28 protein-coding genes are annotated in these 25726 nt (G+C 71.6%); 15 read left to right on the plus strand and 13 right to left on the minus strand.

Going from position 1 to position 25726, the window contains the following annotated elements; genetic code table 11:
* Window positions 1-83: 83 nt before the first annotated feature.
* The 9 genes from HNR30_RS06105 (at window position 84) to HNR30_RS06145 (ending at window position 7932) form a co-directional block, all read left to right on the plus strand.
* A complete protein-coding gene (locus HNR30_RS06105; RefSeq protein WP_312894260.1) occupies window positions 84-1223 on the plus strand; it encodes an efflux RND transporter periplasmic adaptor subunit in 1140 nt (379 codons plus the stop codon).
* Window positions 1220-2053 carry an ABC transporter ATP-binding protein gene (locus HNR30_RS06110; RefSeq protein ID WP_181608628.1) on the plus strand — a complete coding sequence of 278 codons (834 nt, stop codon included), beginning with the start codon at window positions 1220-1222 and terminating at the stop codon, window positions 2051-2053. The genes HNR30_RS06105 and HNR30_RS06110 overlap by 4 nt, the downstream gene beginning before the upstream one ends.
* Complete coding sequence (locus HNR30_RS06115) at window positions 2050-3297, plus strand: ABC transporter permease (RefSeq protein ID WP_181608629.1); 1248 nt, start codon at window positions 2050-2052, stop codon at window positions 3295-3297. The genes HNR30_RS06110 and HNR30_RS06115 overlap by 4 nt, the downstream gene beginning before the upstream one ends.
* Before the next feature lie 12 nt (window positions 3298-3309).
* Window positions 3310-3840 (plus strand): hypothetical protein, encoded by a 531-nt coding sequence (locus HNR30_RS06120; RefSeq protein ID WP_220133180.1) that lies wholly within the window; start codon window positions 3310-3312, stop codon window positions 3838-3840.
* Between the two features lie 37 nt (window positions 3841-3877).
* Window positions 3878-4294, plus strand: a complete 417-nt coding sequence (locus tag HNR30_RS06125) for a hypothetical protein (RefSeq protein ID WP_181608631.1) — start codon at window positions 3878-3880, stop codon at window positions 4292-4294.
* A gap of 144 nt (window positions 4295-4438) precedes the next feature.
* Window positions 4439-5227: a polyphosphate polymerase domain-containing protein gene (locus HNR30_RS06130; RefSeq protein WP_181608632.1), complete on the plus strand. Its 789-nt coding sequence runs from the start codon at window positions 4439-4441 to the stop codon at window positions 5225-5227.
* The gene (locus tag HNR30_RS06135) at window positions 5228-5905 is read left to right on the plus strand and encodes a DUF4956 domain-containing protein (RefSeq protein WP_181608633.1); all 678 of its coding nucleotides are present in this window, start codon (window positions 5228-5230) and stop codon (window positions 5903-5905) included.
* A complete protein-coding gene (locus tag HNR30_RS06140) occupies window positions 5905-7383 on the plus strand; it encodes a CotH kinase family protein (protein ID WP_220133181.1) in 1479 nt (492 codons plus the stop codon). The genes HNR30_RS06135 and HNR30_RS06140 overlap by 1 nt, the downstream gene beginning before the upstream one ends.
* A 42-nt stretch (window positions 7384-7425) precedes the next feature.
* Window positions 7426-7932 carry a histidine phosphatase family protein gene (locus tag HNR30_RS06145; protein WP_181608635.1) on the plus strand — a complete coding sequence of 169 codons (507 nt, stop codon included), beginning with the start codon at window positions 7426-7428 and terminating at the stop codon, window positions 7930-7932.
* A 37-nt stretch (window positions 7933-7969) separates the two neighbouring features.
* On the opposite strand, the gene HNR30_RS06150 is transcribed toward HNR30_RS06145, so the two are convergent.
* A complete protein-coding gene (locus HNR30_RS06150) occupies window positions 7970-9364 on the minus strand; it encodes an aminopeptidase P family protein (protein WP_312894261.1) in 1395 nt (464 codons plus the stop codon).
* A gap of 142 nt (window positions 9365-9506) precedes the next feature.
* Between HNR30_RS06150 and HNR30_RS06155 the strand changes: the two genes are divergently transcribed.
* The gene (locus HNR30_RS06155) at window positions 9507-9935 is read left to right on the plus strand and encodes a CBS domain-containing protein (RefSeq protein ID WP_181608636.1); all 429 of its coding nucleotides are present in this window, start codon (window positions 9507-9509) and stop codon (window positions 9933-9935) included.
* 3 nt (window positions 9936-9938) lie between these two features.
* On the opposite strand, the gene HNR30_RS06160 is transcribed toward HNR30_RS06155, so the two are convergent.
* From HNR30_RS06160 to HNR30_RS06180, 5 genes are read right to left on the minus strand one after another with little or no spacing between them, the layout of a single operon-like run.
* Window positions 9939-10568: an ABC transporter ATP-binding protein gene (locus tag HNR30_RS06160; RefSeq protein WP_181608637.1), complete on the minus strand. Its 630-nt coding sequence runs from the start codon at window positions 10566-10568 to the stop codon at window positions 9939-9941.
* The gene (locus HNR30_RS06165; RefSeq protein WP_312894262.1) at window positions 10555-11442 is read right to left on the minus strand and encodes an ABC transporter ATP-binding protein; all 888 of its coding nucleotides are present in this window, start codon (window positions 11440-11442) and stop codon (window positions 10555-10557) included. The genes HNR30_RS06160 and HNR30_RS06165 overlap by 14 nt, the downstream gene beginning before the upstream one ends.
* Window positions 11439-12248, minus strand: coding sequence for an ABC transporter permease (locus HNR30_RS47355; RefSeq protein ID WP_181608639.1), 810 nt, complete (start codon window positions 12246-12248; stop codon window positions 11439-11441). Before HNR30_RS47355 ends, HNR30_RS06165 begins: the two co-directional genes overlap by 4 nt.
* The gene (locus HNR30_RS06175; protein WP_181608640.1) at window positions 12245-13213 is read right to left on the minus strand and encodes an ABC transporter permease; all 969 of its coding nucleotides are present in this window, start codon (window positions 13211-13213) and stop codon (window positions 12245-12247) included. The genes HNR30_RS47355 and HNR30_RS06175 overlap by 4 nt, the downstream gene beginning before the upstream one ends.
* Window positions 13210-14745: an ABC transporter substrate-binding protein gene (locus HNR30_RS06180; protein ID WP_181608641.1), complete on the minus strand. Its 1536-nt coding sequence runs from the start codon at window positions 14743-14745 to the stop codon at window positions 13210-13212. The genes HNR30_RS06175 and HNR30_RS06180 overlap by 4 nt, the downstream gene beginning before the upstream one ends.
* A 74-nt stretch (window positions 14746-14819) precedes the next feature.
* On the opposite strand from HNR30_RS06180, the gene HNR30_RS06185 reads away from it, so the two are divergent.
* The 3 genes from HNR30_RS06185 to HNR30_RS06195 are packed head-to-tail and all read left to right on the plus strand — an operon-like array spanning window position 14820 to window position 17892.
* Complete coding sequence (locus HNR30_RS06185) at window positions 14820-15395, plus strand: Rv1352/Rv1906c domain-containing protein (RefSeq protein WP_181608642.1); 576 nt, start codon at window positions 14820-14822, stop codon at window positions 15393-15395.
* 32 nt (window positions 15396-15427) lie between these two features.
* The gene (locus tag HNR30_RS06190; RefSeq protein WP_181608643.1) at window positions 15428-16189 is read left to right on the plus strand and encodes a cyclase family protein; all 762 of its coding nucleotides are present in this window, start codon (window positions 15428-15430) and stop codon (window positions 16187-16189) included.
* On the plus strand, window positions 16186-17892 hold the full coding sequence (locus HNR30_RS06195; protein ID WP_181608644.1) for a thiamine pyrophosphate-binding protein: 1707 nt from the start codon (window positions 16186-16188) through the stop codon (window positions 17890-17892). Before HNR30_RS06190 ends, HNR30_RS06195 begins: the two co-directional genes overlap by 4 nt.
* Before the next feature lie 12 nt (window positions 17893-17904).
* On the opposite strand, the gene HNR30_RS06200 is transcribed toward HNR30_RS06195, so the two are convergent.
* The 3 genes from HNR30_RS06200 to dhaK are packed head-to-tail and all read right to left on the minus strand — an operon-like array spanning window position 17905 to window position 19861.
* Window positions 17905-18270, minus strand: a complete 366-nt coding sequence (locus HNR30_RS06200; RefSeq protein ID WP_312894263.1) for a PTS-dependent dihydroxyacetone kinase phosphotransferase subunit DhaM — start codon at window positions 18268-18270, stop codon at window positions 17905-17907.
* A 5-nt stretch (window positions 18271-18275) separates the two neighbouring features.
* Complete coding sequence (dhaL, locus tag HNR30_RS06205; protein WP_246377176.1) at window positions 18276-18872, minus strand: dihydroxyacetone kinase subunit DhaL; 597 nt, start codon at window positions 18870-18872, stop codon at window positions 18276-18278.
* The gene (gene dhaK, locus HNR30_RS06210) at window positions 18872-19861 is read right to left on the minus strand and encodes a dihydroxyacetone kinase subunit DhaK (RefSeq protein WP_181608647.1); all 990 of its coding nucleotides are present in this window, start codon (window positions 19859-19861) and stop codon (window positions 18872-18874) included. The genes dhaL and dhaK overlap by 1 nt, the downstream gene beginning before the upstream one ends.
* Before the next feature lie 66 nt (window positions 19862-19927).
* Here dhaK and HNR30_RS06215 point away from each other — a divergent pair, with 66 nt between their 5' ends.
* Window positions 19928-20677 carry a lysophospholipid acyltransferase family protein gene (locus tag HNR30_RS06215; protein WP_181608648.1) on the plus strand — a complete coding sequence of 250 codons (750 nt, stop codon included), beginning with the start codon at window positions 19928-19930 and terminating at the stop codon, window positions 20675-20677.
* 25 nt (window positions 20678-20702) lie between these two features.
* On the opposite strand, the gene HNR30_RS06220 is transcribed toward HNR30_RS06215, so the two are convergent.
* Window positions 20703-21539 (minus strand): serine/threonine-protein kinase, encoded by an 837-nt coding sequence (locus HNR30_RS06220; protein WP_376771728.1) that lies wholly within the window; start codon window positions 21537-21539, stop codon window positions 20703-20705.
* Window positions 21540-21566: 27 nt separating this feature from the next.
* On the minus strand, window positions 21567-22790 hold the full coding sequence (locus tag HNR30_RS06225) for an MFS transporter (RefSeq protein WP_181608650.1): 1224 nt from the start codon (window positions 22788-22790) through the stop codon (window positions 21567-21569).
* A gap of 63 nt (window positions 22791-22853) precedes the next feature.
* Here HNR30_RS06225 and HNR30_RS06230 point away from each other — a divergent pair, with 63 nt between their 5' ends.
* The gene (locus HNR30_RS06230) at window positions 22854-23438 is read left to right on the plus strand and encodes an ArsR/SmtB family transcription factor (protein WP_181608651.1); all 585 of its coding nucleotides are present in this window, start codon (window positions 22854-22856) and stop codon (window positions 23436-23438) included.
* On the opposite strand, the gene HNR30_RS06235 is transcribed toward HNR30_RS06230, so the two are convergent.
* A complete protein-coding gene (locus HNR30_RS06235; RefSeq protein ID WP_220133182.1) occupies window positions 23416-24837 on the minus strand; it encodes a M81 family metallopeptidase in 1422 nt (473 codons plus the stop codon). The genes HNR30_RS06230 and HNR30_RS06235 overlap by 23 nt on opposite strands.
* Window positions 24838-24846: 9 nt before the next feature.
* A complete protein-coding gene (locus HNR30_RS06240) occupies window positions 24847-25659 on the minus strand; it encodes a dioxygenase family protein (RefSeq protein ID WP_181608652.1) in 813 nt (270 codons plus the stop codon).
* Window positions 25660-25726: the final 67 nt, after the last annotated feature.

The following is a 25726-nucleotide window of genomic DNA, read 5'->3' on the forward strand; positions in this document are numbered from 1 at the left end:
GGTTGCCTGTGCGGTTCCTTTCTCATCAGATTTTAAGGAAAACGCAGAAAAATCCACATCTGAGCGTGCCACGGTCACGCAGTGTGAAGTTCAGACGCAGAGGCCTGCTGATCAACGGGGCACTCGGAATCCTCCTGCTGGGTGGCGCGGGCGCGATCTACAACGCGCTCGGCCTCGGCGGGGCCACGCAAGAGGCCGCCGTGCGCACGGTCGCCGCCTCCCGCGGCACCGTCGTCGCCTCGGTCTCCGCCTCCGGCTCCGTCGAGAGCGCGCAGACCCGCTCGCTGTCCTTCGACACCAGCGGGACGGTCGAGAAGATCTACGTGCAGGTCGGCGACAAGGTGAGCAAGGGGCAGATCCTGGCCCGCCTCGACGACGACAGCGCGCGCGAGGGCCTGGAGGCGGCGCTGGCCGACTACCAGGCCGCGGCCGAGGACTCCGGCTCCTCCGCCGCCGCCTACGCCTCCTATGTGAAGGCGCGCATCGCCTACCGCGAGGCGCAGCGTGAGGTGGCGGGGACCGTGCTCAAGGCGCCCTTCGGCGGCACGATCACCGCACTCAACGGCACCGTCGGAGGCTCGTCCTCGGGCGGCTCCGTGGCGAGCACCACAGCCGGCTCCGGCGCGAGCACCTCAGGCGGCTCCGGCGCGAGCACCGGCGGGTCGACGGGCTTCCTGACCGTGACCAACACCGCCAAGCTGCAGCTCACCGGCAACTTCACCGAGACGGACGTGGCCAGGCTCAAGGTCGGACAGGAGGCCACGGTCACCTTCGACGCGCTCTCGGGCGTATCGGGCAAGGGCGAGATCACCCAGATCGAGCCCGTCTCGGCCACGAGCAACAACGTCGTGCAGTACCCGGTGACCGTGGCGTTCACCGAGGTGCCCAAGCAGGTCAAGCTCGGCCAGACCGCCACGGTCAGCGTCGAGGTGGGCCGCGCCGCCGACGTGATCGCCCTGGCCTCCAGCGCGATCACCACCGCCGGCGGCCAGAGCACGGTCACCCTGCTCAAGAACGGCCGGCAGGTGCGCACCCCGGTCACCCTCGGCGTCAAGGGCACGGTGACGACCGAGATCAGGTCCGGCCTGTCGGAGGGCGACCAGGTCGTCCCGCCCGCCACCACGACCACCACCGGCCAGCAGGGCAACCAGATGCGCGGATTCGGCGGCGGCGGTGGCTTCACCGGCGGCGGCGGCCAGCCCCCGGGCGGTGGCGGCCGATGAGCCATCCCGTCCTGCGCGTGGAGAACCTGGTCAAGGAGTACGGCGAGGGCGACGCCACCGTGCGCGCCCTGCGCGGCGTCACCCTCGACGTCGAGAAGGGCGACTACGTCGCCATCATGGGCGCCTCCGGATCCGGCAAGTCGACCCTGATGAACATCCTGGGCTGCCTGGACGTGCCGAGCGCCGGCCGCTACCTCATCGACGGCGTCGACGTGGGGGATCTCGGCGAGCACCAGCTGGCCGTCCTGAGGAACCGCAAGATCGGGTTCGTCTTCCAGTCGTTCAACCTGATCCCGCGCATGAGCGCCCTGGCCAACGTCGAGCTGCCGCTGACCTACGGCGGGGTCGGCTCGGCCGCCAGGCGCGAGCGGGCGCTGGCCGCGCTGGAGCAGGTGGGCCTGTCCGACCGTGTGCACCACGACCCCAACCAGCTCTCGGGCGGCCAGCAGCAACGGGTGGCCGTCGCCAGGGCGCTGGTCACCGCCCCCGCCATGCTGCTGGCCGACGAGCCCACGGGCAACCTCGACACCAGCTCGACGCGGGACGTGCTCGACATCTTCGACCGGCTCAGCGTCTCCGGACGCACGATCGTGATCATCACCCACGAGGACGACGTCGCGGCGCACGCCAAGCGGGTGATCAGGCTGGTCGACGGGCGGATCATCGAGGACCGCCGCCAGTCGCCCGTCGACGGTCCGCCCCCGCGCACCTCGGAGGCGGACCGCCCCCAGGCGACCGTCGTGGGTCGGCCTCCGACCACCTCGGAGGCGGACCGCCCCCTTGCGCCCGTCGACGGCTCGCCTCCGCGCACCTCGGAGGCCGTGCTGTGAACCCGCTGGAGATCCTGCGCTTCGCGCTCAAGGGCCTGGTGGCCAACAAGCTGCGCAGCGCGCTGACCACGCTCGGCATCCTCATCGGCGTCGCCGCCGTGATCCTGCTGGTCGCGGTCGGCGAGGGCTCGTCGCAGTCGATCACGCAGAACATCCAGCGGCTCGGCGCCAACACGCTGACGATCTCCTCCTCCACCACAGGAGGCGGCGGCTTCCCCGGCGGTGGAGCGGGCCGGTCCAACAGCGGCCCGCGCACCCAGGCACGCCAGCTCACCCTGGCCGACGCCAAGGCCCTGACCGACCGGGCGCAGCTGCCCTCGGTCACGACCGTCTCGCCGATCGTCACCGCGAGCTCGGCCACCGCGACCTTCGAGGGCGCCAGCCACTCGATCGCGCAGCTCGTGGGCACCTATCCCAGCTACTTCGAGGCCGCCAACAAGCCGGTGGCCCAGGGGCAGTACTTCGTCAACGCCGACGTCAGCGCCGCGCGCAAGATCGTGGTGATCGGGCGGACCGTGGCGGAGAACCTGTTCGGCGCCCAGGATCCGATCGGCAAGGCCGTCACGATCTCCGGCGTGCCGTTCACGGTGGTCGGCGTGCTCAAGGAGAGCGGCTCCAGCGGTATGCAGGACGCCGACGACGTGGCCATCGCGCCGCTGCCCGCCGTACAGCAGTCGCTGACCGGCTTCGGGTCGCTCAGCCAGATCCTCGTCCAGGCCACCTCCGCGGAGGCGGCGACCACGGCGCAGGCCGAGATCACCGCGGTGCTCAACCAGCTCCACGGCATCCCGGCCACCGGAACCGCCGACTTCCGCATCCTCAACCAGGCCACCCTCCAGGAGACCGTCAGCGCGGCCACCGGCACCTTCACCGTGCTGCTCGGCGCGGTGGCGGCCATCTCGCTGCTGGTCGGCGGCATCGGCATCACCAACATCATGCTGGTCACCGTCACCGAGCGGACCAGGGAGATCGGCATCCGCAAGGCCATCGGCGCGCCCAGAGGGGCGATACTCGGCCAGTTCCTGCTGGAGGCGACGCTGCTCTCGCTCGTCGGCGGCCTGTCGGGGGTGGCGATCGCGGTGATCGGGGCGCAGTTCACCATCGCCGGGATCGAACCGGTGATCGTGCCCTCCTCCATCGTCCTGGCCCTGGGCGTCTCGGTCGGCATCGGGCTGTTCTTCGGCAGCTATCCGGCCAACCGGGCCGCCAAGCTCCGCCCCATCCAGGCACTCCGGCACGAATAGAGGTTCATGATCATGAAGGACACGCTGGAGAGCTCGCCGTTCGACGGCGATCTCGAGGCCGAGCTGCGGGCCGCGCCGAAGAAGGGGGTGGGCAGGCTCACCGTGGTGCTGGGCGCGTGCGTGGTGCTGGCCGGCGGGGTGCTGCTGGGCATCCAGGCGCAGAAGGCCTTCGGATCGTCCAGTGCCTCGTCCGGTACGGCCCAGCAGGCCGGCGTACGGCCCGGCGGCATGGGCCAGATGGGCCAGATGGGCCAGAACGGCGGCATGGGCCAGAACGGCGGCCGCCAGATGGGCGGCTTCGGAGGCCAGGCGACCGTGGGCACCGTGACGAAGGTCGACGGCGACACGCTCACGCTCAGAACCCAGGACGGCACGGAGATCACGGTCACCACGACCGACGAGACCGCCGTGCTGGTCACGGGGAAGCTCTCGGAGCTGAAGAAGGGCGGCACGGTCACCGTCCAGGGCGCCACGGGCGACGACGGATCGGTCAGCGCCACGACGATCAGGGAGGGCGCCGCCGCGACCCGGCCGTCGCGGTGAGTCCTCGATCCCCTCGAACAAGGACAGTCCAGTGAAGATGCGTATCGTTCTGGCCACCGGCGGCCTGCTGCTCGCGGCCCTGACCGCGTGCGGTTCCGGCGAGGAGACCACGACGGCCACGGCCGGGGACTTCGCGACATACCAGGAATGCCTGAAGGAACAGGGCGTCGAGCTGCCCCGGGGGCGGGGCGGCCAGGGACGCCCCAGCGGCCGGCCCTCCGGCGACCCCGGCGCCGGCCCCTCCGGTCAGCCCAGGACCAGGCCCTCCGGGCAGCCGAGTGGCCGGCCGTCGATGTCGGCCGAGATGCGCAAGGCCATGGAGGCCTGCGCCCGGTATCGACCGGAGGGCGGCGGCTTCCCCGGCGGTGGCCAGGGCGGTCAAGGAGGTCAGGGCGGCCAGGGCGGCCAAGGCGGCCAGGAGCGGCCCGCAGCCGAGCCCACCGGCGATTCCTGACCATTGCAGGAGCGCAGGCCCGGCCGTTCACTCCACGGCCGGGCCTGCGCCTTTCACCGGCCTGTGTATCAGCTGTGAACGCCCATAACCCACGCACAGGTTCATTTCATCTTCCTTCAATGTTCACCTGGTGTTCTACCGGTCATGGAGATGAAGGACGCCGGTCACGCGCTCCGGGCGCCCAGCAGGCTGCACGCCTTCAACCGGTACGAAATCAAGTATCTGGTCGACCAGTCGGTGGTGCCCGCGCTGCGCGAGGATTTCGCACGACGGCTCGACGAGGACGAATACTCGGGATACGGCGGCTATGCCGTCGAGAGCGTCTATTACGACACCCCCGCGCTGCGTTTCTACTGGGAGAAGATCGAGGGCCTGCGTTTTCGCCGGAAACTGCGCGTGCGGCATTACGGCGACAGCGCCGGGCTCACCGATGAGACGCCCGTTTTCGTGGAGATCAAGCAGCGGGTCAACCGGGTGACGCAGAAACGCCGCATCCGCGTGCCGTACGGCATGGCCAGGAGGTTGTGCGACAAGCGCGAGATGATCCCGCACCACGAGTCCCAGCGAGGCTTCGTCGAGGAGGTGCTCGGGCTCGTCGGCACGCTGGACCTGCGGGCGGTGGCCACCACCGGCTACCAGCGGGAGGCGTTCAAGGGCCGCGACGCCGACGTGGGGTTGCGCGTCACGATGGACCACCGGGTGCGCGGCAGGGACCGGGACTTCGAGCTCGGCGCCGCGGCGACCAACCGGTTCACCGTCGCGCCCCACCTGGCGGTGCTCGAGGTCAAGGCCAACGAGCGCGTGCCGTACTGGATGACCGATCTCACCGCCCGCCACGGCCTGCAGGTCGTGCGCATCTCCAAGTACTGCCAGAGCATCGAGGCGTTCGGTCTGGCGCCCCGATCCGTTTTCCACGTCCCCGAGGAGCTGTAAGTGGACTTCAGTTTTCAGGACCTGTCCGGCACGTTCAGCGTGGCGGACATCGCGATCTCGCTCGCGCTGTCACTCGTGCTGAGCATGATGATCGGCTGGGTCTACCGCGCCACGCACCGGCACGTCTCCTACAGCCAGTCCTACGTGCACACCCTGGTCATCCTCGGCATGCTGGTCTCGGTCATCATGCTCGTCGTCGGCTCGAACATCGCCCGCGCCTTCGCGCTGGTCGGCGCGCTGTCGGTGGTGCGCTTCCGCAACGCCATCAAGGAGACCCGCGACGTCGGCTTCATCTTCCTGGTGATGGCGATCGGCATGGCCGTCGGCACCCGCTTCTACGCGCTGGCCGCCATCGCCGCCGTGACGATCTGCCTCGTGGTGCTGGTGCTGCAGCGTTTCAACCTGTTCGCCCTCAACGTCCAGCGCCAGGTCGTCAAGGTCCAGGTGCCCGCCGACGAGGACCACACCGGCGCCATCCAGGACGCGCTGATCGCCCACACCGACGAGTTCGAGCTGGTCAGCCTGGAATCGATCAGGGGCGGCGCGCTGACGGAGCTGATGTACACGGTCAAGCTCAAGAAGGGCAAGGAGCCCGGCGAGCTCATCAGCGTGCTGCGCCAGCGCACCTCGGGGCAGCGGGTGACCATCCTGACCGGGTACGACCAGACGGACCTGTGATGAGGCGGCTCCTGCATCGGCTTCCGGTACGGCTGCGCCACCACTGGAAGCTGCCCGCCGCCTTCGCCGCGTTCCTCCTCGTCCTCGGCCTGGTCGCCGGGACCGTACGGATCACGCCGATCGTCGCCTCGGGCGGCAGCGAGGTCGAGGCCGCCGTGGCGCAGGACGTGGCGGGGCGGGAGGACCTCTGGGACGCCTCCGCCCCCCACACGATCTCGGTCAGCTACGACGCCACCGCCTACGACGAGATGCTCGACGACTATTTCGACGACGACGAGAAGACCTGGATCAAGGCGGACGTCGTCATCGACGGCACCACGATCCAGAACGCCGGCCTGAGGCTGAAGGGCAACTCGACGCTGCGCGGGCTGAAGGACGCCCGCCCCGGCGCCAAGACGACGACGCGGCAGCAGGGTCCCGGCGGCCGGGGCGGGTTCGGCGGCATGACGAACCTGTCCACGGACAAGCCCGCCGACCTGCCCTGGCTCATCGACTTCGGCAAGTACGAGGAGGGCCGCACCTACCAGGGCCTGGAGCAGCTGTCGGTGCGTCCCGCCGCGCAGGGGTCGGAGCTGAGCGTCAACGAGGCGCTCGCGCTCTCGCTGGTCGCCGAGTCGGGCGAGCCGTCACAGAGGTACGCCTACTCGTCGTTCACCGTCAACGGCGGCCGGGCGGCCACCCGCCTGGTGGTGCAGCACCCCGACGAGGAGTACGCCTCCTCGCTCGGCGACGGCGTGCTCTACAAGGCGCTGGCCACGGGCGCCTTCTCCTACCAGGGTGACGACCTGACCGAGTACACCGACGACTTCAAGCAGATCAACAAGACCGGCTCGCAGGATCTCACGCCGGTCATCAGGTTCCTGAAGTGGCTGGACTCGGCGTCGGACGAGGAGTTCGCGGCGCACCTGGCCGACCACGTGGACGTGGAGTCGTTCGCGAAGTACGCGGCGCTGCAGAACCTGCTGCTGAACTTCGACGACATGGCCGGGCCGGGCAAGAACTTCTACCTCTGGTACGACCTGGGCAGCGGCAAGCTCAGGGTCATCACCTGGGACCTCAACTTCGCCTTCTCGGGCGACACGGCGCTCAAGCCGGGGGAGACGGCGAGCATGGGCGGCGGCATGATGCGCCCCGGCGGCCAGCAGGGCCAGCAGGATCAGCAGGGCCAGCGCCCGGAGATGCCGGAAGGCGGCCCACCCGAGGGCTTCCCCCAGCAGGGCGGCCAGGAGGGGCGAGGCGGCGGGATGCGGATGGGCAACACGCTCAAGACGAAGTTCCTGGCCGCGGAGGCGTTCAAGGACGACTACGAGCAGGCGTATCGCGAGCTGTACCGGACCCTCTACGCGGACGGGGCCGCCACAACCGTCCTCGACGCGCTGGAGAAGGTCGTCGGCGCCGGCCAGGTGACCCGGCTGCGCGAGACCGTCGAGGCCCGCACCAAGGCTCTCGCCTCGGACCCGGTCATCACGGGCGGCTGAGCCGATGCGTCAGGCCATGGCCACCCCACGTAGCCTTCCCGAGTGTTGATCCTGGTACGGCATGCGATGCCCGCTTTCACCCCCGACGTTGCGCCCCACGAGTGGGAGCTGAGCGACGAGGGCCGGGAGCGGGCACGCGAGCTTATGGCACGCCTGCCCGCCCCCGCGCACCTCGTCTCCAGCGCCGAGCCGAAGGCCTGGCAGACCGTGGGCGGGTCCGCGGCTCGTGACGGGCGGTTCAACGAGGTCGGCCGGGACGAACCGTGGGGCGGTGACTTCCGCGAGCGGCGCCTGGCCTACGTCAGCGGCGCCGATCACCCCGGCTGGGAGCCCCGGCAGGAGGTGGCCGGAAGGTTCGACGCCGGGATCCGTGAGCACCTGGAGGCGGCCGGCGGCGGGCCCGTGGTGGTGGCGACCCACGGCATGGCGATGACCGTCTGGCTGGCCGCCCGCATCGGCCTGCCCGACCCCGGCGAATTCTGGAGCGGGCTGCGGTTCCCTGACGCCCACGTGGTCGACCTCGACGCGGGCGTCGCCCGGCGGGTGTGAGTGCGCCACGGGCGGACCGCGTGGCGCACGGCGACGATCAGTCCAGGAGCGTCGCCATCCACCCCTCGACCTCGTCGGGGTGGCGCGGCAGCCCCGCTGACATGAGCCGGGCGCCGTCGGAGGTGATGACCAGGTCGTCCTCGATCCGCACCCCGATCCCCCTGAACTCCTCCGGCAGCGTGAGGTCGTCCGCCTGCAGGTAGAGGCCGGGCTCGACGGTGAGGACCTGGCCCTCCTCCAGCACCCCGTCGAGGTACACCTCCGCCCGCGCCCTGGCGCAGTCGTGCACGTCGAGGCCGAGCATGTGCCCGCTGCTGCACAGCGTGTAGCGGCGGTAGAGGCCGGATTCCATCAGCGCGTCGACGCTGCCGTCCAGGAGTCCCCACGAGGTGAGGCCCTCGCAGATGACCCGCATGGCCGCCTGGTGGAAGTCGCGGAAGCGGGCGCCGGGCTTGAGGGCGGCGATGCCGGCGTTCTGGGCCTCGTAGACGAGGGAGTACACCTGCCGTTGCACGGGGGAGAAGGTCCCGGACAGGGGGAGGGTACGGGTGATGTCGGCGGTGTAGAGGGTGTCGGTCTCGACGCCCGCGTCGAGCAGCAGGAGCTCGTCGCGTGACAGCCGGCCGTCGTTGCGGATCCAGTGCAGGACGCAGGCGTGCGCTCCAGAGGCGACGATGCTGTCGTAGCCGACCGCGTTGCCCTCCAGGCGCGAGCGCAGGCCGAAGACGCCTTCCAGGTAGCGCTCGCCGCGTGCCTCGCGCAGGGCGGCGGGGAAGGCGCGGACGACGTCCTCGAAGCCGCGGGTGGTGGCGTCGACGGCGTGCTGCAGCTCGCCGACCTCCCACTCGTCCTTGACCAGGCGCATCTCCGACAGGAACGAGGCGAGCTCGGTGTCGCCGTCGCCCGAGGGCAGGGCGGCGTCGACGGCGGGGTCGACGCCGCGCAGCACCCGGGCCGGGCCGGACAGGGACAGGTCGCGGATGTGGGCGGTGGTCACGCCGTACAGGTCGGAGGCTTCGCGCAGGTCGGGGCGGCGGCCCACCCAGAACTCGCCGTAGCGGCGGTCGCGGTAGAACTCCTCGCCCGACGAGCGCGGGGAGCGGGGACGCAGGTACAGGACGGCCTCGCCGGAGGGTTCGACGACGAGCACGTCGTCGGGTTCGCCGTGGCCGGTGAGGTAGGAGAAGGCGCTGTGCGGCCGGAAGCGGAAGTCGCTGTCGTTGCTGCGTACCTTGAGCGTGCCCGAGGGGATGATCAGCCGCTCGCCCGGGAACCGTCCGGCCAGGACGGCGCGCCGCTTGGCGGCCCAGGGGGCGATGGGCAGCGCGGCCAGGTCGGTGCGGGCGGTGTCGGCCCAGCCGGTGGCCATGAAGGCGCTGAGTGCCTCGGTGACCGGGAGGTCGTGGCTCCCGGTGTTCAGCTGCTCGGTCACGGTGGAGGATCCCCTTCAGGCAAACTTAGTGGTATTTCACATACTAATCAGGAAAACGTGCTCTAGGTGTTTGCCCGATCCTGCGCTTAGTCTGGTGCCTCCAAGGGGAATGTCCCTCCTATCGGCCGCCGAGGAGGTACACATGCTGATCGGATCGATCCTGCGTGCCAAGGGCAGCGAGGTCATGACCGTGTCGCCGGATGCCACCGTACGTGAACTGCTCGCCCAGCTGGCAGAGCACAACATCGGTGCCGTGGTGGTGTCGTCGGACGGCACGACGATCGCCGGCATCGTGTCCGAGCGTGACGTGGTGCGCAGGCTGCACGACCGGGGTCCGGAGGTGCTCGACGCCACCGTCTCCTCGATCATGACGACGGAGGTGCGGACCGTGGGTCCCAACGCCAACGTCGACGATCTGCGCCGCACGATGACCACGCACCGTTTCCGCCACGTGCCCGTGGTCGACGCGGGGCGCCTGGTCGGCATCGTCAGCATCGGCGACGTGGTCAAGAGCGCCATCGAGGAGCTCGAGACCGAGCGCGCTTCGCTGGTCGACTACCTGCACCGCTGACCGCTACCCGTGGAGGGGGCGGGTCTCGTCGGCCCAGCGCCTCAGCAGCACGTCGTCATGGCTGATCGCCAGGACGCCGGCCCCGCTCTCCTCCCGGTACTGCCGCACCACCCCCACCAGCAGCGCCTGCGTCGAGGCGTCGAGCATGCTCGTCATCTCGTCGCACAGCAGGTAGCGCGGCCGCATCGCCAGGGCGCGTGCCAGGCAGGCCCGCTGCAGCTGCCCGTCGGACACCTCGTGCGGCCGTCGCGTGAGCAGGTCCGCGGTCAGCCCGACGCGGTCGAACACGCCGTCGTCGAGCGTCACCCGGTTGGCCGCGCACGGCTCCGCGACGATCGCGCGCAGCGTCAGCCGCGGGTCGACCGCCAGCCGCGGCTGCTGGTAGAGCAGGGCGACGCCGGTGCGCAGCGCGCGCGGCGCCCGCTGACGCCAGCCGCGCACCGCCGTGCCGTCCACGCTCACCGTTCCCGACGCGGGCTTCAGCATGAGCGCCAGCACACGGGCCAGCGTCGACTTGCCGCATCCGCTCGGCCCGGCCAGCCCGACGATCGCGCCGGGCTCCAGCTCGAAGGCGAGCCCGTCGAGGACGGTCCGCCTGCCGTACCTAACCGTGATGCCGTCAGCTCGCAACATGGCAGGCCACCCCGTTGTCGAAGGCCGGTACGGCGGAGCAGGCCGGCACCGCCGAGGCGCAGCGCGGCTCGAACGCGCACCCGGAGGGCAGGCGGGTGAGCTCGGGCGGCGTCCCGGGGATGGGGACGAACGCCCGGTCGGGCTGCGCGTCGACCAGGCCGCGCGCGTAGGGGTGGCGGGGCGCCTCCAGGGAGCCGATCTCGACGACGCGCGAGGCGTACATGATCGCGAACTCGTCGGCGATGCGTTCCGCCGCCCGCAGGTCGTGGGTGATGAGCAGGACGGCCCTGCCCTCGTCGCAGAGCGAGCGCAGCTCGTCCATGGTGCGCTCGACGAGCGGCCGGTCCAGGCCCGAGGTGGGCTCGTCGGCGACGAGCAGCCCGGGATCCCCGGCCAGCGCGATCGCGTTGGCCACACGCTGCGCCATGCCGCCCGACAGCTCGTGCGGGTAGCGGTCGAGGTCGCCGGGCCGCAGCCCGAACCGCTCGGCCAGCGACGAGGCGTCGCAGGTCGATCCGAGCTCGCGCAACGCCTCCTCCAGCTGGGCGCGGGCGGTGCGGACCGGGGTCAGGTGGGTGGCGGGACTCTGCGGGATGAGCCCGACCCTGCGGCCGCGCACCCGCCGCGCCATGACCGGCGGCGGCGCCGAGACCAGGTCGAGCTCCCCGTCCAGTACGGCCGAGCCCGACACGGAGGCGTTGCCCGGCAGCAGCCCCAGCAGGGCGTGGGCGAGCACGGACTTGCCGCATCCCGACTCGCCCACCAGCGCCAGGCAGCTGCCCGGCCGTACCTGGAAGGAGACCTCGGAGACGGCCCGCACCACCCCGCCGGGGATGCGGAAGGTCACGGTCAGCCCTTGGACGTCGAGCTTCACAGCGCCAGCTCCGATCGCATGCGGGGGTTGAGGCGGTCGCGACCGCGTTGCGCCAGCACCGAGACCGCCAGCGTCGGCGCCAGGATGAACAGGCCGGGCGCCAGGCTGGACCACCAGTCGCCCGCCAGCAGCGAGCGCTGCCCGTCGTTGATCATGTTGCCCAGCGAGGCCAGGTGCGGCGGCAGGCCCAGGCCCAGGAAGCTGAGCGCGGTCTCGTGCCAGATCGCGTGCGGCACCATGAGCACCATCGCCAGCAGCAGATGGGGCAGCAGGTGCGGCAGCAGGTGCCTGGTCAGCAGCCGGCGGCGGCTCGCGCCTGCGGAGATGGCGGCCTCGACGAAGGGCCGCTCGCGCAGCGACAGCACCTCCGAGCGCACGATGCGCGCCGCGGTGGTCCAGTGGGTGACGCCCACCGAGACGATCACCGCGTACGGGCTGGGCGCGAACATCGCCACGATGAATATGCCCAGCAGCAGGTGCGGCAGGGAGGAGAAGCCGTCGACGCAGCGCATGAGCAGGCGGTCGGGCAGGCCCCCGAGGCTGCCCGCCACCAGGCCCACGGTGCCGCCGATGATCATGCTGACCAGGGCGGCGACGAGGCCCACCATGAACGACACGCGCAGGCCGTACACGCAGCGCAGCAGCACGTCGCGGCCGACCTCGTCGGTGCCGAGCGGGTGGGCGGGTGAAGGCGGCAGACCCGCCTGGGACAGGTCGACCAGGTGCTGGTCGAGCTGGACGATCGGCGGGACCAGCAGCACGGCCAGGCCGAGGACGACAAGGGTGAGAGCGGCGAACCTGGTCATACGGCGACCGTCCTGGTGCGGGGGTCGGCGACCCGGTAGGCGAGGTCGGCCAGCAGGTTCCCGGCCACGACCGCGATCGTGCCCATGAGGGTCAGGACGGCCAGCAGCGGGAAGTCCACGGCGAGCGCTGCCTGCACGGAGGTGGAGGCGACGCCCGGCCAGGAGAAGACGGTCTCCACCAGGATGGCGCCGGTGACCAGCTCGGGCACGCGGGCGCCGAGGATGGTCAGGAACGGCAGCAGCGCCGAGCGCAGCGCGTGCCGTACGAGCACGGTCCGCTCGCGCAGGCCGCGGGCGCGGGCTCCGATCACGTAGTCCTCGCGCAGTGTCCCGATCACCGACTCGCGCACGTACAGCACCAGCCACGACGACTGCGAGATCGCCAGCACGACGACCGGCAGGACCAGGTGGTGGGCGACGTCCAGCGGCTCCAGCGTGCTGGAGGACGCGTCGCTCAGCCCGCCCGCGGGCAGCCAGCCGAGCTTGAGCGCGAACACGTAGATCGACAGCAGCGCCAGCCAGAACACCGGCACCGACTCGTTGGCGAACGCGCCCCCGGTGATCACCCGGTCCAGGAGCGAGCCCTTGCGCCAGGCCGCGAGCGTGCCGGCGACCAGGCTGCCGGCCAGCATGAGCACGATGGCGCCACTCGTGGCCATCAGGGTCCAGGGCAGCCGCTCCGCGACGATCTCGGCCACCGGGCGGTGGAAGGAACGGGACTCGCCGAGGTCACCGGTGACCAGGTTGCCCAGCCAGGTGGCGTACTGCTCCAGGAAGGGCCGGTCCAGGCCCCAGTTGGCGCGGATCTGCTCGACGACGGCCGGATCGGTCACCATCGCGCGGTCGCCCAGATACTGCCTGACCGGGTCGAAGGGGGAGGCCTGGGCCAGGGCGAACATGCCCGCCGTCACCCCGACCAGCAACGGCAGGGCGAAGGCCGCCCGCCAGGCGATCACTTTGATCATGCCGCGCGCTTCCAGGTGTGCAGGTCGCGGAAGAGGCCGCCGGTGGCGTGCTCGTGGGCGTCGACGCCCGGCCGCACACCCTCCACCTGGCCGCGGATCACGTAGACGTGCTTGAGGAAGACCAGGTGGACCCAGGGCTGGTCGTCGTGGACGAGCTGCTGGAAGCGGGAGTAGGCCTGCTTGCGCTCGGCCTCGTCGCCGGAGGCGCGTCCCTTCTCCAGCGCCGCGTCGACCTCGGGGTTGTCGTAGTGGCCCGGGTTGAAGAAGCCCTTGCCCGCGTAGGCGGAGTGGTAGAGCTCGTAGTTGACGTAGTCGGGGTCGTACGGCGAGCCGTACCCCATGATCAGCGCGTCCTTCGCCATGCGGGGCTCGATGGCGTCCCAGTCGAGGCCCTCGGGCGTGACCTCCAGGCCGATCTTCTTGGCGTCGGAGGCGGCGGCCAGGGCCAGCTCCTTGCGCAGGGAGTCGCCGGCCGGGTACATGAGCGTGAAGGCCGCCCTGACACCGTCCTTGGCGCGCACGCCGTCGTCGCCCTGCTTCCAGCCGGCGCCGTCGAGCAGGGCGGCCGCGGCGGCCTGGTCGGGCTTGGGCGATCCGGTCGCCGCCGGGTCGTACCAGGCGATGTCGGGGGAGATCGGCCCGAAGGCGGGCTTGCCCGCGCCGGCCAGGATGGTGTCGACCATGGCCTGCCGGTCGACGGCCAGTCCGAAGGCCTTGCGCACGGACACGTCGGCGGTCACGGGGTTCTTGAAGGGGAACATGACGCCCCGGTAGTCGGCGCTGTCGACCTGGTGGACGGTGGTGCCCTGCTGGTTCTCGAAACGCCTGGCCGCCTTGGGCGGCAGCACCGTGGCGTCGAACTCCCCGGCCGCGAGGCGGGTGGCGCGCACGTTGTCGTCTTCGGCGAAGGCCAGCACCACCCGCTTGATCGAGGGCGCTCCGCCGAAGTAGGCGTCGTTCGATTTGAGCGTGATCTTGTCGCCCGGAGTCCAGGAGACGAAGGAGTAGGGCCCGGTGCCGACCGGCTTGGCGGGGTCGGTGACGCCGCCGGGCACGATGCCGAGCGTGGTGCGCTGCACGAAGGGCGCGTAGGGGTACTTCAGCCGGAACTCCACCGTGCGCGGGTCCTTGGCGGCGACGCTCTCGACGGCGGCGAAGTCGCCGCTGATGGGGGAGTTGGTCTTCGGGTCCAGCACGCTGCGGTAGGTGGCCACGACGTCCTCGGCGCCGAGCGCCCGGCCGTCGTGGAAGGTGACGCCCTGGCGCAGGGTGAAGGTCACGGTCCTGCCGTCGGGCGCGGTCACCGGCGCGGCGTCGGCCAGCGACGGTTCCAGCGTCAGGTCGGGCTTGCGCCTCATCAGGCCGTCGAACATCAGCGCGCCGCCGTCGGCGGCGAAGCCCAGGACGGGGCTGAGGTTCTCGAACTCCGAGCTCAGGCCGATGACGAAGGCGTCCTCGGCGGGGGCGGCCGGTGCCTGGCAGGCGGCCGTCAGGCCGGCGGCGACGATCAGGGCTGCTGCGCGCGTCCTCATGGTTGCGAGACTCTAGTAGATGCAAATAAATCGCAATAAGCCGGGGGTAAGGGATGGCATGGCAGGCTTGCCCTGTGACGTACGGCCCCCCAGAACCCACGCGCGCACCCAGCAGCCCGACGATCCTGTTGCTCGTCTCCGGGCTCACCGGCATGATCGGCTTCCTGATCGGGCTGTTCGCCGGGATCGGCATGGCGGATCCCGTCGCGCAGGAACGTCCGAACCCCTCCTCGACGCTGCACCTGGAGCCCGAGGAGACTCCCGGCGCCGAGACCACCGCGCCCGTCACGGAGATGCCGACCCTGCCGCCGGAGCAAGCCACCGATCAGCCCACCCCGCCCACGACCCCGCCCACGATGCCGCCCTCGACCCCGCCCGCGACGCAACCCCCGGCGCAGGCGACCGACGGGCCCCTGGGCGGCATGCGCGTTCTGCTCGTCGGCACCGACATCCAGCCGGGCACCTACCGCACCACCGGCCTGGCTCCCGGCCAGCAGCAGTGCTTCTGGGCCCGGCTGAGCAGCACCGATCCGGCCCTCGACAGCGTCATCGACGGAGGCATGGCCACGGGCGAGACCACGGTCACCATCCAGCCGACCGACAAGGCCTTCCAGACCAGCGGATGCGCCGAATGGGTGCGTCAGGGCTAGCCAGCGGCGTCGCGGCACACGAAGATGCCCTCATGTCGGTCCTGCAAAGCTTCGTCACCAGCATCCGCAGCGGCGCCATCGAGGTCATCGACCTCACCGCGCCCCTGTCGTCCGAGACGCCCATCCTCCAGCTGCCGGAACCCTTCGGCAACACGATCCCCTTCAGCCTGGAGGAGATCAGCCACTACGACGACCGGGGCCCGGCGTGGTACTGGAACGACATCCACACCGGTGAGCACACCGGCACCCACTTCGACGCGCCCGTCCACTGGGTGACCGGACGCGAGGGCCACGACGTCGCCCAGGTTCCCGTCTCCCGGCTGCTCGCGCCCGCCGTGGTGCTCGACTTCACCGCCGAGGCCGGCAAGGACCCCGACTTCCTGCTGCGGATCGAGCACGTACGCGAGTGGGAGCGGGTCAACGGCGCCCTGCCGGAGGGCGGCTGGCTGCTGTACCGCACCGGCTGGGACCGGCGCTCCGACAACGCCGCGGACTTCCTCAACCAGGGCAGCTGGCCCGGCATCTCCATCGAGTGCGCCGACTACCTGGCCTCCCAGACGGCCATCCTGGGCCTCGGCGTCGAGACCGTCGGCACCGACGCGGGCGCCGCGCACTCCTTCGACCCGCCCTTCCCGTGCCATTCGTTCTTCCTGGGCAACGACAAGTACGGTCTGACCCAGCTGCGCAACCTGGAGCGCCTGCCGGTCACGGGCGCCGTGATCGTGGCGCCGCCGCTCCCCATCGTCGGCGGCTCCGGCAGCCCCGTGAGGGTGCTGGCACTGGTCGAACGATGATCGTCGCCCAGGCCGTCGGCCGCGTCCTGGCCGCTCTGGGCTGCGACGCGGCCTTCGGCGTGGTCGGCAGTGGCAACTTCCACGTCACCAACGCCCTCATCGAGCACGGCGTACGCTACGTCGCCGCCCGGCACGAGGGAGGCGCGGCGACCATGGCCGACGCCTACGCGCGCCTGAGTGGCACCGTCGGGCTGCTCACCGTGCACCAGGGCCCCGGCCTGACCAACGCGATCACCGGGCTGGCCGAGGCGGCCAAGAGCCGCACGCCGATGATCGTGCTGGCGGGCGAGGCGACCGACCCGCGCTCGAACTTCGCCGTCGACCAGGAGGCGCTCGTGCGCTCGGTGGGCGGCGTCGCCGCCCGCGTCCGCAACGGCCACACCTGTGTCGAGAAGACCATCGCCGCCTTCCGTACGGCGGTGCACGACCGCACCGTGGTGCTGCTCAACCTGCCCCTCGACGTGCAGCAGGAGCAGGTGCCCTGGGACGGCGCCGTCGCCGCCTTCCACGAGCGGCTCATCCAGGACGCGGCCCTGGGCCCCGCGCAGCCCGCGCTCGGAGCCGGGCCGCGCACCCTGGAACGCACCGCGGTCGAGGCCCTGGCCGAGATGCTCGCCACGGCGGAGCGCCCGGTCTTCATCGCCGGTCGCGGCGCCAGGCACGCCAGGGCCGAGCTGGAGGAGCTGGCCGGCCGGTCCGGGGCGCTGCTGGCCACCTCGGCCGTGGCCAGGGGCCTGTTCCGCGGCAGCCCGTGGGACCTCGACGTCAGCGGCGGCTTCGCCACCCCGCTGGCCGCCGAGCTGATCGGCGCGGCCGACGTGGTCGTCGGATGGGGCTGCGCGCTCAACATGTGGACCACCCGGCACGGCAGGCTGATCGGGCCGCGCGCCAAGGTCGTGCAGGTCGATGTGGAGGTCGCGGCGCTCGGACGCCAGCGCACGGTGCACCTGCCGATCCGCGGCGAGGTCTCTGCGGTCGCCTCGGCCGTCTCCCGCGCCTTCGACGACAGGCTCGGACGGCCGCCCGGCGAGCAGGGTGACCCGCCGCAGCCGGGCTACCGATCGCCGGATCTGGCCGAGCGCATCGCCGGGCAGGGGCGCTGGCGAGCCGTGCCGTACGAGGACGACAGCGGCGGCGGCAGGATCGATCCGCGCACGCTCACCATCGGCCTCGACGACCTGCTGCCCGCCGAGCGGGTGATCGCCACCGACTCGGGCAACTTCATGGGCTACCCCGCCATGTTCCTGGAGGTCCCCGACGAGCAGGGCTTCTGCTTCACCCAGGCCTTCCAGTCGATCGGACTCGGCCTGGCCACCGCCGTCGGCGCCGCCCTGGCCAGACCGGACCGGCTGCCGGTGGCCGCGCTCGGCGACGGCGGCGCGCTCATGGGAATCTCGGAGCTGGAGACCGTGGTCCGCCTGGGGTTGCCGATGGTGATCGTCGTCTACGACGACGAAGGCTACGGGGCCGAGGTGCACCATTTCGCGGGCGGGCCCCTGGAGACCGTCACCTTCCCGCCCGTCGACTTCGCCGAACTGGCCAGGGGGTACGGCTGCGCGGCCGTCACCGTGACCGGGCCGGGCGACCTGTCGGGCGTGGCCGAATGGCTGAAGGGGCCGCGCGAGCGCCCTCTCCTGGTGCACGCCAAGGTCACCGGGGACCGCGGATCGTGGTGGCTGGAGGAGGCCTTCAGGGGCCACTGACCCCCGGCACCCTCACCCGCTCTTGCGGAAGCCCCGCGCCTCCTCCGCGGCGGCGAGCACCTGCTCCAGCGAACCGCCGCCGCCCGCGGTCACGGCGGCGGCGATCGCGCCCTCCACGAACGGCACGTCCGCCAGCACGATCCGGCCCGGCTCCTCCAGCAGCCGCGCCGTCAGCACCGAGCTGCCCAGATCCGGCACCAGCACCACGCCGTCACCCTGGTCGACCGCGGCGACGGCCGCCTCGATCAGGTCCACGCTCGTGCCCAGCCCGCCGTCGGCGTCACCGCCGGCCGCCGCGACGGGCACCTCGCACCCGGCGATGCCGCGCGCCAGCGCCGCCGCCTCCGCCGCCAGCCCCGCGCTGTGCGAGACCAGCACGAGCCCTACCACGTCGCCGCCAGGGCCCTGATCAGCAACGCCGCCGAGGTCGCCCCCGGATCCCGGTGGCCCTCGCTGCGCTCGCCCAGGTAGCTCGCGCGCCCCTTGCGCGCCCGCATCGGCGTCGTGGCCGCCGCGCCCTCCTCGGCGGCCCGCGCCGCCCGGTCGAGGGCCTCCCTCACGCCGATGCCCTCCTGGACGGCGAGCGCCATCGCGTTGGCCGCCGGGCGGAGCGCGTCGACCATCGTCTTGTCGCCCTCCACCGCCTTGCCCAGTTTCTCGACCGCCTCGACGGCCTGCTCCAGGGCGGTGCTCAGATCGGCGCCCTGGGACAGCGCCTTGCCCATGGACCGCAACGCCGAGCCGTACAGCGGGCCGGAGGCCCCGCCGACGCGGCGGATCAGCAGCGAACCTGCCGCCACGAGCTGCGCGCCCGGCTCCGCCTCGTCGCCGAGGTCGAGCTCCGCCACGATCGCCTGGAAGCCCCTGTCGAGATTGGCGCCGTGGTCGGCGTCGCCGATGGCGGCGTCGAGCCCGGTCAGCCGCTCACGCTCGGCGGCGACGACCCTGGCGCACTCCTTCAGCCACGCCCCGGCGGCCATCAGCGCCCCCATCGCAGGCCGGGGGTGGATACCGGGGCGTCCCACAGGCGGGTGAGGTCGTCGTCGAGACGGCACACGGTGACGGAGAAGCCCTGCATGTCGAGGCTCGTCACGTAGTTGCCGACCAGGCTCCTGGTGATCGTCGCCCCTTTGCCCTTCACGTAGGCGGCCACCTCGGCGAACACCCCGTACAGCTCGATGAGCGGCGTGCCGCCCATACCGTTGACCAGCACCAGCAGCTCGCCCTCCAGCGGCAGGTCGCCGTGGACGGCGTCCATCGCCACCTCGGCCAGCTCCCGCGCGCTAGCCAGCGGCACCCGGCGCCTGCCCGGCTCCCCGTGGATGCCGATGCCCACCTCCACCTGGTCCTCCGGCAGGTCGAAGGTGGGCTTGCCGGCGGCGGGCACCGTGCAGGAGGTGAGCGCCACGCCGAAGGAGCGGCTGCGCGCGCCGACCAGCTCGGCCACCGCCGCCACCTTGGCCAGCGGCGCGCCCGTCTCGGCCAGCGCCCCGGCGATCTTCTCCACGAACAACGTCGCGCCCGTGCCGCGGCGGCCCGCGGTGTAGAGGGAGTCCTCGACCGCCACGTCGTCGTCGACCAGAACGCTCGCGACCTCGATGCCCTCCTCGGCGCACAGCTCGGCGGCCATCTCGAAGTTGAGCACGTCACCGGTGTAGTTCTTGACGATGTGCAGCACCCCCGCGCCCTGGTCGGCGGCCTTGGTGGCCTCGATGAGCTGGTCGGGGACGGGGGAGGTGAAGATCTCGCCAGGACACGCCGCGTCGAGCATGCCGTACCCGACGAACCCGGCGTGAAGCGGCTCGTGCCCCGATCCGCCGCCGGAGACCAGCCCGACCTTGCCGGGCGTGAGCGCCGCCCTGGTCACCACCTGGTTCTCGAGATCGACGGCCAGTCCGGGATGCGCGAGCGCCAGCCCGCGCAGCGCATCACGGACCACGGCGTCGGGGGCGTTGATGAGCTTCTTCATGGTCATAACCTGTACCCAAGCCCGCCATATCGCAAGGTTACGGTGGCGTAGGTTACTGTTCAGTTCATGGCCGAGCTCGTCTATACCCCGGTGATCGCCGCAGCCAAGACCGTCTTCCGCGTCATGGACTACCGCTTCCGCATCGAGGGCACGCACAACGTGCCACGCAGCGGTGGCGCGGTCCTGGTGAGCAACCACATCAGCTACCTCGACTTCATCTTCGCCGGATACGGCGCGTTGTTGTCGGCGGGCAGGCTGACCAGGTTCATGGCCAAGAAGCAGGTCTTCGACCACCCCGTGTCGGGACCGCTGATGCGCGGCATGCGCCACATCCCCGTCGACCGCGCGGCCGGCGCCGACTCCTACGCGCGGGCCGTCGGCATGCTGCGCGCGGGCGAGGTCGTCGGCGTCTTCGCCGAGGCCACCATCAGCCGCTCGTTCACGGTCAAGGAGATCAAGAACGGCTCGGTGCGCATGGCCCAGGAGGCCGGGGTGCCGCTCATCCCGATGGCCCTGTGGGGCACCCAGCGCCTGTGGACCAAGGGCCGGCCCAAGCAGCTCGGCCAGCGGCACGTGCCCATCACGATCGTGGTCGGCGAGCCGATGCGGGTCTCGCCCGGCGACGACGTCAACGCCGTGACCCTGGACCTGCGCGAGCGCATGACCGCGCTGGCCGAGCGGGCCCAGAGCGACTATCCCGACCGTACGGCCGGCGCCTGGTGGCTGCCCGCCCATCTGGGAGGAAGCGCGCCCACTCCTGAGGAGGCGGCGGCGATGGACGCCGAGGAGGCGGCCTCGCGGCGCAAGGGCGACTGACCGCTCAGATGGCGGCCGGGACCGCTCAGATGGCGGCAGGGTAGGAGGGGCGCAGGTCGGCCAGGAGGATGGCGGCCTGCTCCTGGGTGAGGCGGCGCGCCGGGTCGGAGCGCAGCAGGCCCTCGATCACCGGTCGCAGCGCCCCCGCCCGGCGCGGGGGCGGGTAGGAGCCGCTCTGGACCATCGCCACCACGGTGGGCGCGTCCTTGCCGGGAAAGGGCGGCGTGCCCTCGACGGCGGAGTAGAGGGTGGCGCCGAACGACCACATGTCGGCCTCCTTCGTCGCCGCCCCGCCGTACAGGCGCTCGGGGGCCATGAAGGCGGGCGTGCCGCGCAGGCCGCGGGAGGTCGTGGCGGTCGCCGTGCCGCTGTCGGCGGTGGCGATGCCGAAGTCGGTGAGGACCACGCGGTCGCCGGTGAGCATGACGTTGGCGGGCTTGACGTCGCGGTGCAGGACGCTGGAGCGGTGCGCGTTGCGCAGGGCGGCGAGCAGGTGGCGGCCGATCCCGGCCACCGACTGGGCGGGCAGGGTGCCGACCTGGGAGAGCAGCTGGTGCAGGGAGAGCCCGTCGAGGTACTCCATGACGATCCAGAGCCGTCCGCTCTCCTCGATGAGGTCGTGGACGGTGACGATGTTGGGGTGCGACAGGCCTGCGGCCATGCGGGCCTCCCGCAGGACCCTGCGGCGCACGGCCGCGGCCTCCCCGGTCAGCGTCAGCTCCTTGAGCGCCACCTCTCGGTGGAGAAGCTGGTCGAACGCCCGCCAGACAACGCCCATCCCCCCACGACCGGCCTCCTCGTTAAGGAGGTACCGTCCGCCGATCTCCCGCATACCATCCCCTCGTCGCTCGATCGTAATCATGTCACTTGATCGAGGCGTGAGGGACACTTACCGTGATCCGGATATGCCCGCCAGAGCGGTCTCGCAGGTCAGGCGGGGCGAAATCAGTTGCGGGAAAATCAGCGCCCAGGCGATCAGGCACAGGGCCACGGTGGTGACGAAGACGGCGGGCAGGCCGAAGGCGGTGCCGATGAGACCGCCGATGAGCGAGCCGAGCGGCATGCCGCCCATGCCGATGAGGCGGTAGGCGGAGTTGACGCGGCCCATCAGCTCGGTGGGGATGAGGCGCTGGCGCATGGAGATGACGACGACGTTGCTGCCGGCATTGGTCAGTCCGAGCAGGAAGGCGACGGGGAACAGCGCCCAGAGCGTGGGAGCCAGCAGCGGCACCAGCAGCAGGAGGCTGTTGACCAGCCAGGCGCCCAGGACCGTGTGGCCCTCGCCGAGGGCCGCCGAGACACGTCCGGCGAGCAGCGAGCCGATGATCGCGCCGGTGGCCAGGACCGCGGAGATCGGGGCGAAGGCGGCGGGCTCCAGGCCCATGCGGGAGCCGGGGCCGACGGCGTAGAGCACGAACACGGCGAAGTAGGCGGAGTTGGCCAGGTTCATCAGGCCGGCGCAGGCCGCCAGGCGGCTCAGGAAGCGGTGGTCGCGCAGGTAGCGAAGGCCCGTGGCGATGTCGCTCATCAGCGGGGCCGTGGAGACCGTCGCGGGCCGGTAGGAGCCGCGCATGCCCAGCAGGAACAGCGCCGCCCCGGCGAACAGCAGCGCGGGCAGGCCCAGCACCGCCGCGGGGACCGCCGCGACCACCAGTCCGGCCAGCGGCGCGCCGAGGAAGTCGGTGCCGATCGTCTGCGAGCTCACCACCCGCCCGTTGGCCCTGGCCAGGTCGCCGGGCTCGACCGTCATCGGCAGCACGCTCTGCGCCGAGGTGTCGGAGAAGACCTCGGCCACCCCGGCCAGCAGCACCGCCACCAGCAGCAGCCACAGATTCAGCACGCCGAGGGAGGCCAGCAGCGCCACCCCGCCGAGGGAGACGGCGCGTGCCGTGCTGGCCAGCATCATGATGCGGCGCCGGTCGGCGCGGTCGGCGATGGCGCCCGCGTGCAGGGCCAGCAGCAGCCACGGCAACGTCGTGGCGACGCCGATCAGGGAGACGAGCGCCGGGTTACGCGTCATCGTCACCGCCAGCAGGGGAGCGCCGGCCTTGAGCACGCCGTCGGCCAGGTTCGACACGACGCTCGAGGAGAGCAGGTAGCCAAAGGGTCGCATGGGTTATCCTCGTTGCAGAGAAAGGTGTGCATAACTTCCTTTGCAAAGATAGGTGTGTAAGCCGTGAACCGCAAGCTCGACGCCCGGACTCTGAAGTCGTTCACGCATCCGCTGCGCCTACGGATCTACGAACTGCTCGAGGACCAGGGGCCGCAGACCGCCACCACCCTCGCCGTCGAGCTCGGCGAGAACACCGGCGCCACCAGCTACCACCTGCGAGAACTGGCCAAGCACGGCATGATCGAGATCGCCGAGGGCGTGGGGAAGGGCAAGGAGAAGTACTGGCGCGTCACCCCGGGCGGGTTCATGACCGGGCCACCCTGGGAGGAGAAGGACCCGGCGGCCGCCGCGGGCGCCGAGGTGATGCTCGACAGCACGCTGCGCCGCCGGGGCGAGGAACTGGCCCGCTGGCGGGAGGAGGGCGCCACGACACCCCAGGAGTGGATCGAGGCGAGCGTCCTGGCCCACCGCGTCTTCCGGCTCACCGCGCCGGAGATGGGGGAGATGACCCGCGAGGTGCTGGCCGTGCTGGAGCGTTACCGGCTCATGAGCGAGGCCCACGTGGAGAGGCGGACCGAGGACGCCGCTCGGGTCGTGGTGCACTTCGACACCTTCCCCGTGGGGGTCAGCGCAGCACCACCGGCGTGAGGTCGGGATCGGCCATCGAGGCGTCGAGCGGATGGATCGGGCGCTCCAGGCGCCGGTAGCCGAGCGAGTGCAGATCCTGGCAGACCCCGCCCAGGCTGAGCGCCAGCACCGAGCCCGCCGCCACGCGGTGCAGGTCGGGTTCCAGATAGCCGATCTTGATCGCGGTCAGGTCGTGCTCGCGCGGATCCAGGCCGAGTTCGAGCAGGTCCCTGACGAAGTGGTACGGCTTGCGCCGGCTCGTCAGCACAGCGTGCACGCCTCCCGCCCTGACCACCGCCAGGTCGCCGCCGACCGGGTCGCCGAGCCGTACGGCATGCACGACGCCGGACAGGGGCGTCGGCTCGTCGCCGGAGAAGCAGCCGCCGACGGCCAGGTCGACCCGGCCCCCGACACCCGCCGCGAGGCAGGCGGCCACGGCCGCCGCGTCGACGCAGGAGGCCCAGATCGCGCTCCTGCCCCCGGGCACGGTCTCCAGGAGGTCGGCCAGCAGCCAGGTGGCGTCGCCTGAGCCGCCCGCGGTCGGGTTGTCGCCCGAGTCGCTGACGAAGTACGGCCTGGCGGGCGAGGCCAGGGCCTCGGCGATCGCCTCGCGCGGCGCCAGCGCGGGCACGCAGAAGGCGAAGTCGTCACGCGCCCGCCACAACCGTACGGCCAGCTCGCGGGCCCGCCGCTCCACGGCCCGGGCCGAGGTTCCGCAGACGAGCACGTTGACGCTGCTGCGCGGGGCGTCGGCCCAGGCGTACCCGATCCAGATCGAGGAGTCGAGCACCCCGTCCGGCCGCTCGTCCAGCTCCGCGTAGATCGACCGGGCGGGCTCCAGCCGCGTGCTGGTGCGCTCGCCCGGCAGCAGCAGCGGCACCCTCACCCAGGCACGCACCGGCCGCTCACCCGAGCGCAGGCACTCCACCAGCATCCGGCAGGCACGCTCCCGGGTCTCCTCCACATCGACGTGCGGCGCCGTGCGGTAGGCGGTGGGCAGCTCCACCAGTTCGGCGAAACGCCGCGAGACCTGGCCGTGCAGATCCATGGAGGCGGCCATCGGGCAGTCAGGCCCGACCACCGAGCGGACGCGCCCGGCCAGCTCCGCCTCGACGTCGTCACGTCCCTCGACGTGCATCGCGCCGTGCAGGTCCAGGTAGACGCCGTCGAAAGGTCCGGAGGCGGCCAGGCGCTCCACCAGCTCACCCTCCAGTGCGCTGTAGGCCGCCTCCGTCACCTGGCCGCCGGGCAGCGCCCGGGCGACCAGGATCGGGACGAACTCCACCTCGTCCCGCCACTGGTCGAGGAAGGGATAGCGGGACAGGTCCCGCCACACGGTGAAGTCGCTCTCCACCGTGCGGTGGGCACTGAAGGTGCTGGACTCGGTGCCGATGCCGGCGATGGCGACGCGCTTGCTCACCAGAGCTTTCTACAGGCGCTGCCAGAGTGCGGGGACGTTCGGGGGCTCCCAGCCGACCTGGGCGGTGTGCCCCTGCAGGCACCGGTAGCTCGCTCCGCCGTAGGTGACCGTGTCACCGGCGCGGTAGGTGGTGCCCGCCCGCCACGTGCCGGTGGGCGGAGGCGAGGTGGGCGGAGGTGAGGTCGGAGGGGGCGAGGTCGGCGGGGTGCCGGGGACGTTCAGCACGAAGTCGAAGCTCGCCTCGCGGGCGTTGCCGACCGTGCGCACCGTCATCAGCAGCGCCGGGTTGAAGATGGTGTCGGTGGAGTTGCGAGGCTCACCCGGGAAGTACAGCTGGGTGGTGAGCACCGGGCGGCCCGGCGCCTGCACCTTGACGTGGATGTGGCGGGTGCGGCCCGGATACAGGCCGGGCACGATCGTGGTCAGGCGGAAGGCGCCCGTGGCGTCGGAGAACTGGTGACCACGGAAGTTGTAGCCCACGTTGTCGTAGCCGCCGTTGTTGTCGGCCTGCCAGAAGTCCAGCAGCGCGTTGGCGATCGGCTGGCAGGCCAGGCCGAACACGAAGCCGCTGACCGTCAGCCGCACGCCCGGCGTGGTCGAGGTGATCAGGGAGGTACGGCGGGGCGAGCTGGGCTTGAAGTAGGGCCCCTCGGTCTGCGGAGGCGTCGGGTCGTCGCCGTCGTCGCAGAAGGGCGTCGGGGTGAGCGGCTCGGTGGCGCTCCTGGCCAGTGCGGGCAGTTGTGGCACCAGCAAGGGCAGGGGAGCGGCCACCAGAGCGGCCTTCAGCAGAGTCTTGCGAGACAGGGGTGTGTCTTCGGACATGGGCTCGGCTCCAATCGGCTGTGCGGTCAACGCTGACAGCCGCACCCGGTGGCGAACACCCTACGGA

Origin of the sequence: Nonomuraea soli (assembly GCF_013761175.1) — a bacterium.
In the GTDB taxonomy this organism is placed as follows: domain Bacteria; phylum Actinomycetota; class Actinomycetes; order Streptosporangiales; family Streptosporangiaceae; genus Nonomuraea; species Nonomuraea soli.